Origin of the sequence: Streptomyces sp. B6B3, assembly GCF_039871525.1 — a bacterium.
Lineage (GTDB): Bacteria > Actinomycetota > Actinomycetes > Streptomycetales > Streptomycetaceae > Streptomyces.
In genome coordinates this window covers 44090-58366 of the sequence record NZ_JBDPLU010000026.1, presented here as the reverse complement: position 1 = coordinate 58366, position 14277 = coordinate 44090, and the positions used below count along the sequence as shown (strand labels likewise).

The window sequence follows — 14277 nt, the reverse complement described above, 5'->3', positions numbered from 1 at the left end:
GGCCGCCGCAGGCCGGCTCCGGGGTCACTGGTTGCCGCAGGCCGAGACCCGCACCCCGTCCAGCCAGGGGAGGTCGTGCCCCATCCGGTCGCGCTTGGCCCGCAGGTAGCGCAGGTTGTGCTCGCCCGGCGGCACCGGGACCGGCTCGCGGCCGGTGATCCGCAGCCCGTGCCGGGTCAGCGCGGCGGTCTTGTCGGGGTTGTTGGTCATCAGCCGCACCGAGCGCACGCCGAGGTCGGCGAGCATCCGGGCGCCGGCGGCGTAGTCCCTGGCGTCCGCGGGCAGCCCGAGCTCCAGGTTGGCGTCCAGGGTGTCCCGGCCGCGCTCCTGCAGCTCGTAGGCGCGCAGCTTGGACAGCAGCCCGATGCCGCGGCCCTCGTGCCCACGCAGGTAGAGGACGACGCCCCGGCCCTCGGCGCGGATCCGCTCCAGCGCGGCCCGCAGCTGCGGCCCGCAGTCGCAGCGCTGGGAGCCGAAGACGTCGCCGGTCAGGCATTCGGAGTGGACCCGGACGAGCACGTCCTCGCCGTCGCCGAGGTCGCCGCTGACCAGCGCGATGTGCTCCACGCCCTCGGGGTCGGCGCGGTAGCCGTACGCCCGGAACTCGCCGTGGCTGGTGGGCAGCACGGTCTCGGCCTCGCGGCGGACCAGGCCCTGGCCGTCGGAGCCGGTGCGCCGCAGGTGGTCGACCAGCTCCGCGATGGAGATGATCGCCAGATCGTGCCTGCGGGCGAAGTCCAGGAGCCCGGGCAGCCGCAGCATGGTGCCGTCCTCGGCCGCCAGCTCGACCACCACGGCGGCCGGGCGCAGCCCGGCCAGTCGGGTCAGGTCCAGCGCCGCCTCGGTGTGGCCCGGGCGGACCAGCACGCCGCCGGGACGGGCGCGGAGCGGGAAGACGTGCCCGGGGCGGGCGAAGTCGTCCGCGGTGGCGGTCGGGTCGGCGAGCAGCCGGATGGTCGCGGCCCGGTCGGCGGCGGAGATGCCGGTGCTCACGCCGTGCGCGGCGGTGGCGTCGACGGAGACGGTGAACGCGGTCGCCATCGACTCGGTGTTCTGCTCGACCATCTGCGGCAGCCGCAGCCGGTCCAGCTCGGCGGGCGCCATCGGCACGCAGATCAGGCCGCGGCACTCGGACATCATGAAGGCCACGAGCTCGGGCGTGACGTACTCGGCGGCCACCACCAGGTCGCCCTCGTTCTCGCGGTCCGCGCTGTCCACGACCACCACGGGCCGGCCGAGCGCGATGTCCGCCACGGCGCGCTCGACGGGGTCGAGCGTCGGTCCCGCCGTGGTCGGGGGGACGGGGGTCGTGGCCGGTTGGGTGACGGTCATGCCGCTGCTCCTTCCAGGGCCGGCCGGGAGGGCGCGGAGCGGGAGCGCAGCCACCAGTCGCGCATGCCCCACAGCACGAGGCCGAGATAGACGAGATAGACGAGGCCGGAGAACGGCAGGCCGCTGTCGAAGGCCAGCGGCACGCCGACCAGGTCGACGAGCAGCCAGGCGATCCAGAACTCGACCAGGCCACGGGCCTGGGCGACCATGGCCACCAGGGTGCCGACGAAGATGTACGCGTCCGGCCAGGGGTTCCAGGACAGGTCGGGGAAGGCGGTGAACAGCCCGCCGACGGCGAGGGTGCCCAGGGCCGCGCCGGCCGCCAGCACGCCGCGCTCGGTCCAGGTCGCGAACCGGACGGTGATCTGCCCGTCGCCGGACGCCCGGCTGCCGACCCGCCACTGCCGCCAGCCCCACAGGGCCACGGTGATGACCAGCAGTTGCTTGCCCACTCCCCCGCCGAGCTGGGCCGAGGCGTAGGCGGCGACGAGGATGAGCCCGGAGAGCAGCTGCACCGGCCAGGTGGCCACGGAACGCCGCCAGCCGAGGGCGAGGGCGGCGAGCCCGGCGAGGTTGCCGACCATGTCGGACCAGATGACGTGCTGGCCGAAGGCCGTGAACGCCGTGCTGTTGAGCTGGTCGAGCAGGCCGGTCACGGCGCCGTCACCTCGCCGGCCGGCTCGTCCGACGCCGCGCCGGGAACCCGCTCGCGGAACGCCAGGAGCCGTTCCACGTACTTGCCGAAGATGTCCACCTCCAGGTTGACCACCTCGCCCGGCTGCTTCCTGCCGAGGGTGGTGAGCCGGAGGGTGGTGGGGATGAGACCGATGGTGAAGCGGTCCTCGGACACGCCGACGACCGTGAGGCTGACGCCGTCCACGCTGATGGAGCCCTTCTCCACCACGTAGCGGGCGAGCGCGACGGGCAGCGAGACGGTGACCGTCTCCCAGTTGTCGCCCGGCACCCGGTCCAGGAGGGTGGCGGTGCCGTCCACGTGTCCCTGCACCAGGTGTCCGCCGAGCCGGCCGCCGAGCCGTATCGGGCGTTCCAGGTTGACCCGGTCGCCGGGCACCAGGTCGCCGAGGGTGGAGCGTTGCAGGGTCTCGGCCATGACGTCGGCGGTGAACTCGCCGTCGCCGATCTCGACGACCGTGAGGCAGGCGCCGTTGACGGCGACGGAGTCCCCGGGCGCGCTGTCCTCGGCGACCAGCGGGCCGCGCAGACGCAGCAACGCGGAGTCGCCGGCGGTGCGCAGGGCGACGACCTCTCCCATTTCTTCGATGATTCCCGTGAACACTCAACGCTCCTTGTCGGCGGGGAGGGGGACGGCGGTGACCCGGAGGTCGTCGCCGACGCGGGTGATGTCGGTGACGCGCAGACGCAACGCGGCGGAGATCGTGGCGATTCCCGCGTCGGCCAGGGCGTGCGGCCCGCCGCCGAGCAGGGCGGGGGCGAGATAGGCGATGACCTCGTCGACGAGGCGCGCGGCGACGAGGGCGCCGGCGAGGGTGGGGCCGCCCTCCAGCAGCACCGAGCGCACCTCGCGGCGGTGCAGCTCGGCCAGCAGGGCCCGCGGGTCGAGTCCGCGGCCGTCGGCGGCGCGCGGCAGCCGGACCACGTCGGCGTGCCGGCCCAGCAGGGTGACCCGGCCGTCGGGCGCGTCGTCGGCGACGGCGATCAGGGTGGGCGCGGCGGCGTCGAGCACCCGGGCACCCGGGCCGACGGCGCGGGCGCCGGTGTCCGCGACCACCCGGAGCGGCTGCACGGCGTCCGGCACGTCGCGGGCCGCCAGGTGCGGGTCGTCGGCCCGGGCGGTGCCCGAGCCCACCAGCACGGCGTCGGCCTCGGCGCGCAGCCGGTGCACGTCGGCGCGGGCCGGGGCGGAGGTGATCCAGCGGCTGGTGCCGTCGGCGGCGGCCACCCGCCCGTCCAGGGTCGCGGCGTACTTCCAGCGCACGTACGGCCGGCCGTGGCGGATGGCGGTCAGCCAGGCGGCGTTGACGGCCTCGGCCTCCGCCGCGAGCAGGCCGGCCGCGGTACGCACGCCGGCGGCGGCCAGCGCGGCGGCGCCGCCGCCGGCGGCGGCGTGCGGATCGGCGACGGCGTAGACGACGCGGGCGACGCCGGCGGCGAGCAGCGCCTCGACGCACGGTCCGGTGCGGCCGGTGTGGGCGCAGGGCTCGAGGGTGACGACGGCGGTGCCGCCGCGGGCCGCGGCGCCGGCCTCGGCCAGGGCGTGCACCTCGGCGTGCGGGCCGCCCGCGCGGCGATGCCAGCCCTCGCCGACCTGCTGTCCGTGCGCGTCGAGGACGACGCAGCCGACGACGGGGTTGGGGCTGGTGGCGCCGAGTCCGCGCGCGGCGAGCGCGAGGGCGCGGCGCATCGCGAGAGTCTCGGAATCGCCGAAGGGCGCCGCGGATGGGTCCGCCACCGGAACCTGCCTCCTGCCTCGTCGGGCACGGCTCCGGGGCGTTACGGGACTGACGGAACGACGGGGCACGGCTGACGCCCCGTCAGGAGACGGACCACCCCGAGGGTGGACCGCACGAAGGCGAACCGGTCCCCGCTCCGCCGCGCACTGCCTCCCATCCGGACTTTCACCGTCGGTCCAGGAATTCCACCTGGTCAACCGGCCGCTGGCGGCGGCCGGGTCGCGGACTGTTACCGCCGGTTCGGAATTTCACCGACCCCGGAGTGCGCTACGTCGCTGGTACGCCCTCCAGTGTGCCACGTCCCACCGACGGATTCCGGCCGGCTGTGGGGGTCCTCACAGCGACCGGCGGGCGCCGACGGCCGCGAACACCTCGCCGCGCGCGGCGTCGAGGGCGGTGAGCAGGGCCCCGCTGAGCACCGGGTTGCCGGCCACGGTGGCGGCGCGCACCTCGGTCTCCAGCGGGGAGATGTCGCGCAGCCGTCGCCGCACGAGCTCGGCGAGCACCGCTCCCCCGGCCCGGCCCACCTCGCCGCCGAGCACCACGCAGCCCGGATCGAGCACCGCGGCCACGGAGGCCGAGGCGATCGCGATCCGGCCGGCGAGCTCGGCGAGGAACTCCGCGGGTCCCGCGCCGGCGGCCGGGTCGTCCGCCGCCGTCCGGGCCGCCTCCACCACGGCCTCGGCCGCGGCCGCGTCCTCGCCGGCCGGGTCGAGGCCGTGCGCGCGGGCGAGCGCGGCCACGGCGCCGGAGGAGGCGAGCATGTGGAAACCGCCGTCGCAGTCGGTGGCCGAGGGCATGCCGCCGGTTCCCGGCACGGGCAGGAAGCCGATCTCCCCGGCGCCGCCCGAGGCGCCCCGGCGCAGCGCGCCGTCCAGCATCACGGCGGCCCCGACCCCGTGCCCGAGCCAGAACAGCACGAACGCGTCCCGGTCCGTGACCGCGCCCTGCCGGTGCTCGGCCACGGCCGAGAGGTTGACCTCGTTCTCCAGCAGCACGGGGCCGTCCAGGCGGTCCCGCAGCGCGGCCAGCAGCTCGGCGTGCCAGCCGGGCAGCGCGCTCATCGGCCGGAACGCGCCGGTGGCCGGATCGGCCAGTCCCGGGGCGCCCATCACCGCCGTGTGCACCGAGGAGACGCCGGCGCGGCGGGTGGTGTCCGCGAGCGCCTCCAGAACGGCGCCGACGGCGGCCGCGCCCCCGGCCTCCACGCCGCAGCACACGGGGTCCACCGGGAGCGCGGCGCGGCCCAGGGTGCGCCCGGTGAGGTCGGCGAGGACCAGCGAGACGCCGGTGGTGCGCACGTCCAGCGCGGCGACGTGGGCCCGGTCGGCCACCAGCCCGTAGAGCCGGGCGTTGGGTCCCCTGCGGTCGGCGCCGGTCTCGCCGACCACGGTGACCAGGCCGTCCTGGCCGAGCCGGTCGAGGAGGTCGGCGACGCTGGGCCGGGAGAGGCCGGTCAGCTCGCGCAGCTGGGCCGCGGTCAGCGGTCCCCGTCCCGCGAGCAGGTCCAGGGCGATGCGGTCGTTGATGGCCCGGGTGGTGCGGGCGGAGCCGCCGCGCGTGGTGGTCATGGGACGATCCTCGCAGCTCCTTTTTATCAGGAAACCTTCCTGATAATATCCGAGCCACCCATCCGGCATCCACGAGGGACGGACCCGCCCATGCCGCCGCACCCCGCCGCACCCGTCGACCGCGCCCGAACCCGTCGGGCCCGGCTGTCCGTCAGCGGCGTCTTCGCCCTGCACGGCGCCGTCACCGGCAGCTTCGCCACCCGCATCCCCTGGATGAGCGACCACCTCGACCTGAGCCCCGCCGCGCTGGGTCTGGCGCTGGCGTTCCCGCCCGTCGGCGCGGCGGTGGCCATGCCGCTGGCCGGGCGGATCATGCACCGCTACGGGGCGCGGGCGGCGGTGCGCGCGCTGCTCGCCCTGTGGTGCGCGGCGCTCGCCCTCCCGGCACTCGCGCCGTCGCTGGTCACGCTCTGCGCGCTGCTCGTCGCGCTCGGGGCGACCGCCGGCATGGCGGACGTGGCGATGAACGCCCAGGGCGTGGACGTGGAGCGGCAGCACGGGCGGTCGATCATGTCGGGGCTGCACGGCCTGTGGAGCGTGGGCGCCATGCTCGGCTCCGCGGTCGGCGTGGTCGCGGTGCACGCCGATCTCGACGCCCGGACGCATCTGGCCGTGGCGGCCCTGGTGTTGACCGCGCTGGTGCCACTGGCCTGCCGGGGACTGCTCGACGTGCGGGCCGAGCCCGAGGCGGAGCCGCCGCCGCACTTCGCGTTGCCGCCCCGGTCGGCGCTGCTGATCGGCGCCGTCGGCATGTGCGCGATCCTGGCCGAGTTCGCCAGCGCCGACTGGTCGGGCGTCTACCTGCGGGACGTCACCGGGGCCTCGGAGACCGTCGCCGCCGCCAGCACCACCGCGTTCAACTGCACCATGGCCGCGGGGCGGCTGGTCGGCGACCTCGTGATCCGCCGCCACGGGCCGGTGCGCACCGTGCGGGCGGGCGGCTGCGTCGCGGTGCTCGGCGGCGTGCTCGTCGTGGTCGCGCCCGGCCCCGCGCTGGGGATCACCGGTTTCGCGCTGATGGGCATCGGCATGGCGGTGGTGGTGCCGCTGGCCTTCGCCGCGGCCGGGCGCAGCGGCGAGAACCCCAGTCAGGCGATCGCCGGCGTGGCCACCGTCACCTACACCACCGGGCTGGTCGCGCCCACCCTGATCGGCGTGGTCGGCGAGGTGGCGACGCTGCGCGTCTCCTTCGGCGTGGTGACGGCGGCGGGCGTGGTCATGGTGCTGATCGCCGGGGTGCTCGGCGGGCCGCGCGGCGGCACGCCCACGGCCGGCCGCCGGTCCGGCCGGCGGTCCGGCCGGCGGTCCGCCGGCCGGGCGTCACAGGGAGGCGGCCATCCGGCGCACGGCCTCGGCGAGCACCTCGGGTGACGCCGCCAGGTTGAGCCTGACGTGCCCGGCGCCGCCCGTGCCGAACTGGTGCCCGGGCACCACCGCGACCCGCCCCCTGGCCAGGAACGTCTCGGCCGGGTCCGCGCCCAGGCCCAGGCCGCGGCAGTCCAGCCACGCCAGGTACGTGGCCTCGGGCTGCCGGTAGCGCACCGCCGGCAGTTGGTCTGCCAGCAGTCCGGCGAGCAGCGCCCGGTTCTCGTCCAGGCCGCGGAGCACCTCGTCCAGCCACTCGCCGCCCTCCCGCAGCGCCGCGGCGTGCGCGATGACGCCGAGATGGCTCGGCCCGTGACTCACCTCCTCGGGCAGCCGGGCCAGATCGGCCGCCGCGTCGGGGCCGGCCACCGCGAGCGCGGCCTTGAGCCCGGCCAGGTTCCACCCCTTGGAGGCGGACATCAGCGAGAAGGCGGCGGCGCCGCCGGGCAGCGACAGGTAGGGCACATGGCTGGCGCCGGGCAGGGTGAGCGGCGCGTGGATCTCGTCGACGACGACCCGCAGCCCGTGCCGGGCGGCCAGCTCCGCGACCGTGGTCAGCTCCTCGGCGGTGTGCACCGTGCCGGTGGGGTTGTGCGGGCTGCACAGCAGGAACGCGGCCCGGCGTCCGCCGGCGACGGCACCCCGAAACGCCTCCTCGATGGTGGCCGGGTCGAGGCGGCCCTCGGGGCCCAGCGGCGCCTCCACGACCCGCCGGTCGAGGTTCCGGACGAAGGCGTAGAAGGGTGGGTAGACGGGCGAGTTGATCACCACGGCGTCGCCGGGGCCGGTGACCAGCTTGAGCATCTCCACGATGCCGAGCATCACGTCGGGCACGATCGCCGTGCGCTCCCGCGGCACCGCCCAGCCCCAACGCCGCCGGGCGAACGCGTCGAGCGCCTCGGCGTAGACGCCGCCGGTCGGGTAGCCGGTGTCGCCGAGGGCCAGGGCCTCCGTCACCGCCCGGGACACGGGCTCGGCGAGCGGCACGTCCATCTCCGCCACCCACAGCGGCAGCACGTCGTCGGGGTAGGCGCGCCACTTCATGCTCGTGCGGCGGCGCAGGTCGGTGAGCGAGAGCCGGGCGAAGGGATTCGCCGCGGTGGGCTCGGCGGGCTCGGCGGGCCGAGCCAGGGCTATGCCGTCGGGGAGCTGCTCGGAGGCTGTCAACGTCGGCCGCCTTCCTGGTGCCGGTGGTCGCGCGGGACGGTCCCCGCCGGTCCCGTCTTGAGGCCCGGTCCAGCATGCCAGGCGGCGGCGCGGAACGCGTGCGGGGGCCCGGCGAACGGGTGGCCCGTACTGGGCCACCCGTCGGCGCGCCGCGCGGTCGGCCGGGAAGGTCAGCCGAAGATCACCACGGCCTGGTAGTACGTCCAGGCCAGGCCGTCGCAGGAGGTGGCGGTGGCACCCGAGTAGCGGTCGCAGACCCGCAGCAGGTCCTGGTAGAAGGCGTTGTCCAGGCGCGACTTGTTGGCGTCGAAGATGCCCAGGTCCTTGTGGTTGCGGTAGCCGAAGTCATGTCGCGCGCATGACAGCTCGAAGGGGAAGCCGAAGGGGTTGTCGGGCGAGGAGGAGCAGTAGTCGGTGCCCCAGTCGAACTCGTAGGCCGCCCAGGCGGACTGGTTGTTCCTGGCGGAGAGCCAGGTGTTGTAGCTGCTCGCGCTGGTCTGCGTCCAGGACGAGAGCACCTGGGGCTTGTCCGCCGGCGCGGCGGTGGCCGGCGCCGCCGAGGCGACGACGCCGCCGAGCGCGAGGCTGGCGGCGGTCAGGACGGTGGCGAGCCGATGACGCATGCGCATGGGTGACCTCCGGAGATCGGGTGGGGCGGCCCCTTGCGGCGGCCCACGATTCCGGAATCAGAAGTTACGCGCCGGTAGACGAAAGCTCAACGGTCCGGCCATGGCGGGTAGTTGACCGGTCGGAAAACGGGAGGCGGCAGGCTCAGGCGGGCCGCGCCCGCACCCACGTGCCGTCCTCGGTCAGCACGGCGTCCAGCGTCAGCCCCGCCTCGGCCAGGGCGCGTTCGAAGGCGTCCCCGGTGTACCGGAAGGACAGGAAGGTCTGCGTCCATCGGGCGTCGGGGTACTCGTACTCCAGGTGCACCCGGGAGGTGTGCGGCACGTCCGTCGGCTCGGCGGAGACGACGCGGACCACGCCGCCGTCACGGTTGTGCGTCTCCCGCGGCAGCCCTTCGTACCAGCCCTGGCCCTCGCGCTGGATCAGCACCTGACCGCCGTCCGCGACGTACCGCCGGCAGGTGCGGAGCAGGCCCCGGCGCACCTCGGGGTCGCCGTTGTGCACCAGGAAGGAGGCGAGCAGCACCACGTCGAACCGCTCGTCGCCCAGGTCGAGCGTCTCGACGGCGCCGCACACGGTGCGGGCGCCGCGCACGTGCGCCAGCATCCCCGGCGACTCGTCCACGGCGGTCACCGTGAAGCCACGCTCCAGCAGCGGATGGGTGATCCGGCCGACGCCGCAGCCGAGCTCCAGGACCGACGCGCCGGCCGGGACCGCGGCCTCGACCACGTCCGGCTCGTCGCCCGCCGAGAGCCGCAGCCAGTGCTCCACCGCGCAGCCGTCCGGCGTGATGTCGCCCGGTCCGGTGCCCTGGTAACCCTCACGTACCCGTTGCGTCATACGGGTCATCGAAGCACATCAGTCCCAACTGGTGTGCAGCGGCTGCCCCTCGGCGTACCCCGCGGCGCTCTGCACACCCACCACGGCACGTTCGGCGAACTCCTCGAGGGTGCCGGCACCGGCGTAGGTGCAGGCGGAGCGGACGCCGGCGATGATCGTGTCGATCAGGTCCTCGACGCCGGGGCGCGACGCGTCCAGATACATCCGGGAGGTGGAGATGCCCTCCTCGAAGAGGGCCTTGCGCGCCCGGTCGTAGGGCGAGTCCTCGCCGGTGCGGTTGCGCACCGCCCGGGCCGAGGCCATGCCGAAGTTCTCCTTGTAGAGCCGGCCGTCCGTGGCCTGCTGGAGGTCGCCGGGCGACTCGTACGTGCCGGCGAACCACGAGCCGATCATCACGTTCGACGCCCCGGCCGCCAGGGCCATCGCCACGTCCCGCGGGTGACGCACGCCGCCGTCGGCCCACACGTGCCGGCCGAGCCGGCGGGCCTCGGCCGCGCACTCCAGCACGGCGGAGAACTGCGGGCGGCCGACGCCGGTCATCATCCGGGTGGTGCACATGGCGCCCGGCCCCACCCCGACCTTGACGATGTCCGCCCCGGCCGCGACCAGGTCCCGCACGCCCTCGGCCGAGACGACGTTGCCGGCCACCACCGGCACCCCGGGATCCAGGCCGCGGACCGCGGCCAGTGCCGCGACCATCGACTCCTGGTGGCCGTGCGCGGTGTCCACCACCAGGGTGTCCACGCCGGCGTCGAGCAGCGCCTTGGCCCGGCCCGCCACGTCGCCGTTCACCCCGACGGCCGCGGCCACGCGCAGCCGTTCCTCGGCGTCGGTGGCCGGGGTGTACAGCGTGGCGCGCAGCGCGCCGCGCCGGCTGAGGATGCCGACCAGCCGGCCCTCCGCGTCCACGGCGGGCGCGATCTTGCGGTGCGCCGCGTCCAGCGTGGTGAACGCCTCGCGCGGCTCGATGCCCGCGTCCAGCACCAACAGGTCCCGCGACATCACCTCGCCGAGCTGGGTGAACCGGTCCACCCCGGTCAGGTCCCCCTCGGTGACGATGCCCACCGGACGCCCGTCCGAGACGACCACGCCCGCACCGTGCGCCCGCTTCGGCAGCAGGGCGAGCGCGTCGCCGACGGTCTGCCCCGGCGCCAGCACGATCGGCGTGTCGAAGACCAGGTGGCGCCGCTTGACCCAGCCGATCACGTCGGCCACCACGTCCAGCGGGATGTCCTGCGGGATGACGGCGACGCCGCCGCGCCGCGCCACGGTCTCCGCCATCCGGCGGCCGGCCACGGCCGTCATGTTCGCGACCACGAGGGGGATGGTGGTGCCCGACCCGTCACGCGTGGAGAGGTCCACGTCGTGACGGGAGGCGACCGCGGAACGGCCCGGGACCATGAACACGTCGTCGTACGTCAGGTCGTACGGCGGCGGGGCGTCGTTGAGGAACTTCACGTCGGCTCTCCTCACCTGCGGCAGGCGGTACGTGCGGGCGGGGAGCGGCGAGCTCCTGTTCCCATTATCCCCGGGTTGTCAGGACAGGACGTGTTAGTCCTGGTCCGGATCGACCCGCTCCAGTGCCGGCCGGCGGCCGGGCGACTGGGTCAGCAGCTGGTCGGCCGCGACCGTGTCGGTGACCAGGCTGGTCACCAGCCCGGAACGCAGCACGGCCCCGATGGCGTCCGCCTTGCGGCGCCCACCGGCGATGGCGACCACCTCGGGCACCCGGCGCAGCCGCTCCGGCTCCACGGTGATGCACCGCTCCCCCAGGTCCCGCCCCACCCGCCGGCCGTCCGCCGCGAAGAGGTGTGCCGACATCTCGGCGGCCACGCCGAGCGAGGCGTAGTGCTCGCGCTCCTCCTTGCCGAGCATGTCGTGCACCGCGGAGATGCCGGGCTCCCAGGAGCCGATGGAGACCGCCGCGATCGTCACCTTGTCGAAGTAGTCGAACGCCGCCGCGATGCCCGGCTGGCGCCGCAGCGCCGCAGCGGTGGCGGAGTCGGGCAGCAGCATGGGCGCGTAGATCGGATGAGCCTGGCCGCCGGAGACCGCGGCCGCCCGCCGCACCGCCTCGACCGAGCCGCGCTCCGCGGCGCCCGCGTCGTAGACGCCGGTCAGCTGCACCACCGTGCACGGCGGCAGCTCGCGCAGCGCCGCCGCCATGTGGATGGTCGAGCGGCCCCAGGCCAGGCCCAGGACGTCGCCGTCCGCGACGAGCTCGCCGAGCAGCTCGGCGGCCACCTCGCCCAGATGCTCCGGGTCGGGGTTGTCCTCGGCGGCCTCGGAGGGCGACTGCGCGACCACGACGTGCCGCAGCCCGTACCGGGCGCGCAGCGCGTCGGAGCGCTCCGCGTCGAGCTCGGCCGGGACCCGGATCTCGATGCGCACCAGGTCGTGCTCCACCGCCGACTCCAGCACCCGGGCGACCTTGAAGCGGCTCACCCCGAACTCGTCGGCGATCTGGATCTTCGACTTGCCCTCCAGATAGAAGCGGCGGGCCATCGCCGCCGCCTGCATCAGCTCGGCCGGTCCCATTCGAGTGGCTGACCTTCCGGCCGACACCGCACTCACCTCACTGTCCTACGGCTCACGTCCCGCTCCCGTCCTGCGGGTTCATCCTCCCAGATCCGCCGGGCCGCCAACGCTGCCCTTGCGGGGTGCACGAAGCGGTCACGCCCGGGTGGCCGTGCGTTCACCGCGGCGTCTCCCCGGCGCCCGCGCGGCCCGCGACGCGTTCCGCCGCCTCGCGCAGCCGGCGCACCGCCGCCGCCGGATCGTCGGCGCCGTAGACCGCGGACCCGGCCACGAAGACGTCGGCGCCGGCCTCCGCGCAGCGCTCGATCGTCTCGTCGGAGACGCCGCCGTCCACCTGGAGCCACAGCGACAGCCCGTGCCGCTCCAGGAGCCGGCGGGCGCGGCGGATCTTGGGCAGCGTCACGTCCAGGAACCGCTGGCCGCCGAAGCCCGGCTCCACCGTCATGATCAGCAGCATGTCCAGCTCGGGCAGCAGGTCCTCGTAGGGCTCGACCGGGGTGGCCGGCCGCAGCGCCAGGCCGGCGCGCGCGCCGAGCCGCCTGAGCTCCCTGGCCAGCCGCACCGGGGCCGTCGCGGCCTCCGCGTGGAAGGTGACCGAGCCGGCGCCGGCCTCGGCGTAGCCCGGCGCCCAGCGGTCCGGGTCCTCGATCATCAGGTGGCAGTCCAGCGGCGTGCCGGTGGCCTTGCGCAGGGCCTCGACGACCGGCAGGCCCAGGGTCAGGTTCGGCACGAAGTGGTTGTCCATGACGTCGACATGGAGCCAGTCGGCGCCTTCGACGGCCTTCGCCTCGTCGGCCAGCCGTGCGAAGTCGGCCGAGAGGATGCTCGGATTGATCTGCACCATGCCGTCAAGTATTCACCCACCGAGTCACCCGGTGCGGCGCAGCAGCGCCAGGTACATGGCGTCGGTGCCGTGTCGGTGCGGCCACAGCTGGACGTCGGGCCCGGCACCGAGTTCGGGCACGCCGGGCAGCAACGGCCGGGCGTCGATCCACTCGGCGGCTGCCTGCCCGGGCTTCTTCAGCACGTCCGCTACCACGGCGCGGGTCTCCGCGAGGTGCGGCGAGCAGGTCGCGTAGCCGACCACACCGCCGGGCCGGGCCGCGGCCAGCGCCTGGCGGAGCAGCCCGCGCTGCAACGACGCGAGCCCCTCCAGATCGCCGGGGCGGCGGCGCCAGCGCGATTCGGGACGGCGGCGCAGCGCGCCGAGGCCCGTGCACGGCACGTCCACCAGCACCCGGTCGAACGTGCCGGAACGCCACGGGGGGCGGGTGCTGTCGGCGATGGCGACCTGGTGGGCGCCCGGCGTGCCGGCCAGCGCGCGGCGCACCAGCCGGGCGCGGTGCGGGCGCGGCTCGGCCGCCAGCAGCGCCGCGCCACGCTCCGCGGCCAGCGCGCCGAGCAGCGCGGCCTTGCCGCCGGGGCCGGCGCAGCCGTCCAGCCACCGGGCGTCGGCGCCCTCCAACGGGGCGGCGGCGAGCGCCAGGGCCACCAGCTGGCTGCCCTCGTCCTGCACGCCGGCGAGGCCGTCGCACACCTGCGGGACCGCGCCCGGATCGCCGCCCTCGGTCAGCCGCACCGCCAGCGGGGACCAGCGTCCGGGCAGGGCCCGGCCCTCGTCCCCGTCCCGGGCCGCGGTGAGCAGCTCGGCGGCGGTGCTGCGGCCGGGACGGGCCACGAGGGTGACCTGCGGGCGCTCGTTGTCGGCGGCGAGGAGCCGTTCGATGTCCTCCCGACCGCCGCCCAGCGCGTCCCAGAGCGCGGAGACCACCCAGCGCGGGTGGGCGTGCACGAGCGACAGGTGCCGCTCCGGGTCCCGCTCGAACGGCGGCGCCAGCCGGTCCAGCCAGCCGCGCAGGTCGTCGGCGGCCACCCGACGCAGCACCGCGTTGACGAACCTCGCCGGCCCCTCGCCCAGCACGTACCTGGCCAGCTCCACGGCCGAACTCACCGCGGCGTGGCCCGGAATGCGGGTGCCCAGCAGCTGGTGGGTGCCGATCCGCAGCACGTCGAGCACGGGCGGGTCGATGCCGGCCAGCGGCCGGTCGGAGCAGGCGTCGATCACCGCGTCGTAGCTGCCCTGCCAGCGCAGCGTGCCGTAGACCAGCTCGGTGGCCAGGGCGGTGTCCCTGGCGTCGAGTTCGCCGGCGTCGCGGCCCCGGCGCAGCAGCGGGGGCAGCACCAGGTTGGCGTAGGCGTCGCGTTCCTCGACGGCGCGCAGCGCGTCGAAGGCGAGGACCCGGACGGGATCGCGACGGGGGCGGCGGGGACGGGAGGTGGGGCGGCGGGGCCGACTGCTCACGGGACGGTTCGCTCCGGCGTTACTGGGTCAGGGCGGGCGGTGGCGCGGGGTCGCGCGCCACCGGGACATGGCGGCCCCAGCCTAGGGGCTGCCCGTGCCGGGA

Annotated in this window: 13 protein-coding genes and 1 riboswitch; of the genes, 1 reads left to right on the top strand and 12 read right to left on the bottom strand. The window is 75.6% G+C overall.

Going from position 1 to position 14277, the window contains the following annotated elements:
* Positions 1–24: 24 nt before the first annotated feature.
* The 5 genes from ABGB06_RS34435 to ABGB06_RS34415 all read right to left on the bottom strand — a co-directional run bounded on the left by ABGB06_RS34435 (position 25) and on the right by ABGB06_RS34415 (position 5335).
* Positions 25–1332 (bottom strand): bifunctional 3,4-dihydroxy-2-butanone-4-phosphate synthase/GTP cyclohydrolase II, encoded by a 1308-nt coding sequence (locus tag ABGB06_RS34435; protein WP_347597743.1) that lies wholly within the window; start codon positions 1330–1332, stop codon positions 25–27.
* Positions 1329–1979 carry a nicotinamide mononucleotide transporter family protein gene (locus ABGB06_RS34430; RefSeq protein ID WP_347597873.1) on the bottom strand — a complete coding sequence of 217 codons (651 nt, stop codon included), beginning with the start codon at positions 1977–1979 and terminating at the stop codon, positions 1329–1331. The genes ABGB06_RS34435 and ABGB06_RS34430 overlap by 4 nt, the downstream gene beginning before the upstream one ends.
* A gap of 5 nt (positions 1980–1984) precedes the next feature.
* A complete protein-coding gene (locus tag ABGB06_RS34425) occupies positions 1985–2629 on the bottom strand; it encodes a riboflavin synthase (protein ID WP_347597740.1) in 645 nt (214 codons plus the stop codon).
* Positions 2630–3715, bottom strand: a complete 1086-nt coding sequence (gene ribD, locus ABGB06_RS34420) for a bifunctional diaminohydroxyphosphoribosylaminopyrimidine deaminase/5-amino-6-(5-phosphoribosylamino)uracil reductase RibD (protein WP_347597870.1) — start codon at positions 3713–3715, stop codon at positions 2630–2632.
* Positions 3716–3903: 188 nt separating this feature from the next.
* Positions 3904–4034: riboswitch (FMN riboswitch) on the bottom strand.
* A gap of 65 nt (positions 4035–4099) precedes the next feature.
* A complete protein-coding gene (locus ABGB06_RS34415) occupies positions 4100–5335 on the bottom strand; it encodes an ROK family transcriptional regulator (protein ID WP_347597737.1) in 1236 nt (411 codons plus the stop codon).
* Positions 5336–5425: 90 nt separating this feature from the next.
* On the opposite strand from ABGB06_RS34415, the gene ABGB06_RS34410 reads away from it, so the two are divergent.
* Positions 5426–6706, top strand: coding sequence for an MFS transporter (locus ABGB06_RS34410; RefSeq protein WP_347597735.1), 1281 nt, complete (start codon positions 5426–5428; stop codon positions 6704–6706).
* On the opposite strand, the gene ABGB06_RS34405 is transcribed toward ABGB06_RS34410, so the two are convergent.
* From ABGB06_RS34405 to ABGB06_RS34375, 7 genes are all read right to left on the bottom strand, one after another.
* On the bottom strand, positions 6656–7744 hold the full coding sequence (locus ABGB06_RS34405; RefSeq protein WP_347597867.1) for a MalY/PatB family protein: 1089 nt from the start codon (positions 7742–7744) through the stop codon (positions 6656–6658). The genes ABGB06_RS34410 and ABGB06_RS34405 overlap by 51 nt on opposite strands.
* Positions 7745–8037: 293 nt before the next feature.
* Positions 8038–8490 carry a phospholipase gene (locus ABGB06_RS34400; protein WP_347597864.1) on the bottom strand — a complete coding sequence of 151 codons (453 nt, stop codon included), beginning with the start codon at positions 8488–8490 and terminating at the stop codon, positions 8038–8040.
* A gap of 148 nt (positions 8491–8638) precedes the next feature.
* Entirely contained in the window at positions 8639–9334 is a 696-nt protein-coding gene (locus tag ABGB06_RS34395) for a class I SAM-dependent methyltransferase (protein ID WP_347597733.1), read from the bottom strand.
* 18 nt (positions 9335–9352) lie between these two features.
* Positions 9353–10792, bottom strand: coding sequence for a GuaB1 family IMP dehydrogenase-related protein (locus ABGB06_RS34390; protein WP_347597730.1), 1440 nt, complete (start codon positions 10790–10792; stop codon positions 9353–9355).
* 93 nt (positions 10793–10885) lie between these two features.
* Positions 10886–11872: a sugar-binding domain-containing protein gene (locus tag ABGB06_RS34385; RefSeq protein ID WP_347597727.1), complete on the bottom strand. Its 987-nt coding sequence runs from the start codon at positions 11870–11872 to the stop codon at positions 10886–10888.
* A gap of 157 nt (positions 11873–12029) precedes the next feature.
* Positions 12030–12716: a ribulose-phosphate 3-epimerase gene (rpe, locus tag ABGB06_RS34380; RefSeq protein WP_347597724.1), complete on the bottom strand. Its 687-nt coding sequence runs from the start codon at positions 12714–12716 to the stop codon at positions 12030–12032.
* A gap of 24 nt (positions 12717–12740) precedes the next feature.
* Complete coding sequence (locus ABGB06_RS34375) at positions 12741–14174, bottom strand: transcription antitermination factor NusB (RefSeq protein ID WP_347597721.1); 1434 nt, start codon at positions 14172–14174, stop codon at positions 12741–12743.
* Between the last annotated feature and the right edge of the window lie 103 nt (positions 14175–14277).

What these genes read in the sequence shown, in the direction of transcription:
- ABGB06_RS34435 (WP_347597743.1), bottom strand. Translation starts at nt 1,332, where the DNA reads ATGACCGTCACCCAACCGGCCACGACCCCCGTCCCCCCGACCACGGCG.
- ribD (WP_347597870.1), bottom strand. Translation starts at nt 3,715, where the DNA reads ATGCGCCGCGCCCTCGCGCTCGCCGCGCGCGGACTCGGCGCCACCAGC.
- ABGB06_RS34415 (WP_347597737.1), bottom strand. Translation starts at nt 5,335, where the DNA reads ATGACCACCACGCGCGGCGGCTCCGCCCGCACCACCCGGGCCATCAAC.
- ABGB06_RS34410 (WP_347597735.1), top strand. Translation starts at nt 5,426, where the DNA reads ATGCCGCCGCACCCCGCCGCACCCGTCGACCGCGCCCGAACCCGTCGG.
- ABGB06_RS34405 (WP_347597867.1), bottom strand. Translation starts at nt 7,744, where the DNA reads ATGAAGTGGCGCGCCTACCCCGACGACGTGCTGCCGCTGTGGGTGGCG.
- ABGB06_RS34400 (WP_347597864.1), bottom strand. Translation starts at nt 8,490, where the DNA reads ATGCGTCATCGGCTCGCCACCGTCCTGACCGCCGCCAGCCTCGCGCTC.
- ABGB06_RS34395 (WP_347597733.1), bottom strand. Translation starts at nt 9,334, where the DNA reads ATGACGCAACGGGTACGTGAGGGTTACCAGGGCACCGGACCGGGCGAC.
- ABGB06_RS34385 (WP_347597727.1), bottom strand. Translation starts at nt 11,872, where the DNA reads ATGGGACCGGCCGAGCTGATGCAGGCGGCGGCGATGGCCCGCCGCTTC.
- rpe (WP_347597724.1), bottom strand. Translation starts at nt 12,716, where the DNA reads ATGGTGCAGATCAATCCGAGCATCCTCTCGGCCGACTTCGCACGGCTG.